This window comes from Polaromonas sp. P1_G4 (assembly GCF_056405475.1).
The window spans coordinates 1-3,480 of sequence record NZ_JBFUCA010000461.1; the positions used below are offsets into that span (position 1 = coordinate 1).

At 61.9% G+C, this 3,480-nt stretch carries 3 protein-coding genes; all 3 read left to right on the forward strand.

Annotated features, from left to right (window positions below; translation table 11 throughout):
* Positions 1-71 precede the first annotated feature (71 nt).
* Positions 72-2,057, forward strand: a complete 1,986-nt coding sequence (locus AC1D1X_RS18720; RefSeq protein ID WP_477698862.1) for an SDR family oxidoreductase — start codon at positions 72-74, stop codon at positions 2,055-2,057.
* Between the two features lie 129 nt (positions 2,058-2,186).
* Positions 2,187-3,215 (forward strand): dTDP-glucose 4,6-dehydratase, encoded by a 1,029-nt coding sequence (gene rfbB / locus AC1D1X_RS18725; RefSeq protein WP_477668536.1) that lies wholly within the window; start codon positions 2,187-2,189, stop codon positions 3,213-3,215.
* A 4-nt stretch (positions 3,216-3,219) separates the two neighbouring features.
* Positions 3,220-3,480: sugar nucleotide-binding protein (locus tag AC1D1X_RS18730; RefSeq protein WP_477698863.1), on the forward strand; the 261-nt coding region annotated here is incomplete at its 3' end.

The window sequence follows — 3,480 nt, forward strand, 5'->3', positions numbered from 1 at the left end:
GCTGAATAGAGAGTCATGCCGTTTAAGCAAGAATCACTTTTTGACTTGGCCGTTCAGCGGAGGAAACACAAATGCATTATTTCGTTACAGGGGCCACAGGCTTCATTGGCAAGCGCCTGGTAAAAAAACTTCTGGAACGAAAAGGAACGACCGTTCATTTCCTGATCCGCAAGGAAAGCGCCGGCAAAGTGGCGGCGCTGAGGGAATACTGGGGTGTACCCGCCGCCCGCGCCGTTGCCGTGCACGGCGACCTGACCAGCAAAAAGCTCGGTGTCAGCAGTGAAGACATCAAGAAACTCAAGGGGCAGGTCGGGCATTTTTACCACCTCGCTGCGGTGTATGACCTGAGCGCCGACGAGGAAAGCCAGGTGGCCGTCAACATTGACGGCACCCGCAACACGGTGGAATTTGCCAAGGCGATTGACGCCGGCCACTTTCACCATGTGAGCTCCATCGCCGCTGCCGGCCTCTATGAAGGCGTGTTCCGCGAGGACATGTTCGAGGAAGCCGAAAACTACGAGCACCCGTATTTCATGACCAAGCACGAGAGCGAAAAAATCGTGCGCAAGGAATGCAAGGTGCCGTGGACGGTGTTTCGCCCTGCCATGGTGGTCGGCGACAGCACCACCGGCGAAATGGACAAGATCGACGGGCCGTACTACTTCTTCAAGCTGATCCAGCGCATGCGGCAGCTGCTGCCGCCCTGGATGCCGGCAGTGGGGCTGGAGGGCGGGCGGGTCAACATCGTTCCGGTCGACTTTGTCGTCGATGCGCTGGACCACCTCAGCCACAAAACCGGTATTGCCAAAAAATGCTTTCACCTGGTGGACCCGGTGGGCTACCGCGTCGGCGATGTGCTGGACATCTTCAGCCGCGCAGCCCATGCGCCCAAGATGAACCTGTTCGTGAATGCCGCCCTGCTGGGCTTTATCCCGCGCGGCGTCAAAAAGAGCCTGATGGCGCTGGCGCCGGTGCGCMGTGTGCGCAATGCGGTGCTGGCCGACCTGGGCCTGCCGGAAGACATGCTGACGTTTGTCAACTACCCGACCCGCTTTGACTGCCGCGACACCCTGGCCGCGCTCAAGGGCTCGAACATCGATTGCCCCAACCTGAAAGACTACGCCTGGCGCCTCTGGGATCACTGGGAACGCCACCTGGATCCCGATCTGCATATCGACCGGTCGCTGCGCGGCACCGTCAACGGCAAGGTGGTATTGGTCACCGGTGGTTCGTCAGGCATCGGCCTGGCGGCGGCGCACAAGTTTGCCGATGCGGGTGCCATCACCATCATCTGCGGGCGCGACCAGGACAAGCTCGACGAAGCCTGCAAGGAAGCCAAGGCCAAAGGCTATAACTTCGTGGCTTACCCGGCCGACATCGCCGACATGGTGGATTGCGACCGTTTCATCAAGGAGCTGATCGCCAACCATGGCGGCGTCGACTTCCTCATCAACAACGCGGGCCGCTCCATCCGCCGCGCCATTGAGGCCAGCTACGACCGCTTTCACGATTACGAGCGCACCATGCAGCTCAATTACTTTGGCTGCCTGCGCGTGACCATGGGGCTGTTGCCCGGCATGGCTGCCAAGCGCAAGGGCCATGTGGTCAACATCAGCTCCATCGGTGTGCTGACCAATGCACCGCGCTTCTCGGCCTATGTGGCCTCCAAGGCCGCGCTGGACGCCTGGACGCGCTGCGCATCCAGTGAGTTTGCCGACGTCGGCATCAGCTTTACCACCATCAACATGCCGCTGGTGCGCACGCCCATGATCGCGCCGACCAACCTGTACAACAACGTGCCCACGCTGTCCCCTGAAGAGGCCGCCGACATGATTGCGCAGGCCTGCATCTTCAAGCCGGTACGCGTGGCCACCCGCCTGGGCATCACCGGCCAGCTCATGCATGCGCTGGTGCCGCGCATCGCCCAGATCGCCATGAACACCAGCTTTCGCATGTTCCCCGACTCATCGGCCGCCAAGGGCGACAAGAGCGCCAAACCGACGCTGTCGGCCGAAGCGGTGGCGATGCAGCAGATGATGCGCGGGATTCATTTCTGAGCCTGTTTCAGGCTTGATGCCAAACGGGCCTGGTTCTCCAGGCCCGTTTTTCGTTGGCGGCGCCGCGGCTGGGGGATAATCCCGGTCCAGGCGCCGTTGCCGCACGTGTGCCGTCAACAAAGGCTATCCATGATTCTGGTCACTGGCGGAGCCGGTTTTATCGGAGCCAACTTCATTCTGGACTGGCTCGCGTTGCACGATGAGCCGATCCTCAATATCGACAAGCTCACCTACGCGGGCAACCGCGACAACCTTCGTGGGCTTGAGGGTGACAGCCGCCATGTCTTTGCGCACGGCGATATCGCTGACAGCCGGTGGGTGGCCGGCCTGCTCGCGCTGCACCGGCCGCGCGCCATCATCAACTTCGCGGCGGAGTCGCATGTCGACCGCTCCATCGACGCGGCCGAAGAGTTCGTCCAGACCAATATCGTAGGCACTTTCCGCCTGCTGGAGGCCGCGCGCGCCTACTGGTCGGGGCTGGAAGGATCAAGCGGCACGAACTTTCGGTTTTTGCAGGTGTCGACGGATGAAGTCTATGGCTCGCTGACGTCGGCGGCGGCGGCTTTCCGCGAAGTTGACCGCTATGAACCCAACAGCCCTTATGCCGCAAGCAAGGCGGCCGCCGACCACCTGGTGCGTGCCAGCCATCGCACCTATGGCCTGCCGGTGCTTACCACCAACTGCGCCAACAACTATGGGCCCTACCAGTTTCCGGAAAAACTGATCCCCCACATGATTGTTGCAGCGCTCGAAGGGCGGCCCCTGCCGGTCTACGGTGATGGCCTGCAGGTGCGCGACTGGCTGTATGTCAAGGACCATTGCAAGGCGATCCGCATGGTGCTGGAGGCCGGCCGGCCCGGTGAGACCTACAACATCGGTTGCCAGGGAGAAAAAACCAATCTGGATGTCGTGCGCACGATTTGCCGCCTGCTCGATGAATTGCGGCCGGTGCCGGCCGGCTATGCCGGCTTGATCACCCATGTAGCCGATCGCCGCGGCCATGATGCCCGTTACGCCATCGATTCGAGCAAGATCCGCCATGAGCTGGGCTGGCATGCTGACCAGAGCTTCGAAGCCGGCCTGCGCCACACCGTGCGCTGGTACCTGGACAACCCAGGTTGGCTGCAAGCGGTGCGTGAGCGCGGCCATACCGGGTGAGTCCATGCTGAAGATCCTGCTGTTCGGCAAGAGCGGGCAATTGGGCGCGGAGCTCTTGCGCAGCCTGGCCGCGTTGGGCGAGGTGATTGCACCTGATCGGAGCCAGCCTGGCGGCGACCTTGCCGACAGCGTTGGTATCCGGAACGCCGTACTCGGAGCCAGGCCCGATATCGTCGTCAATGCGGCGGCTTTCACCGACGTTGATGCGGCCGAGGGCCAGCCTGATATGGTCAACGCGATCAATGCCGATGCACCGGCCGTGCTG

Excerpts from the sequence above, each read along its gene's own strand:
- rfbB (WP_477668536.1), top strand. The coding sequence starts at position 2,187 with ATGATTCTGGTCACTGGCGGAGCCGGTTTTATCGGAGCCAACTTCATT.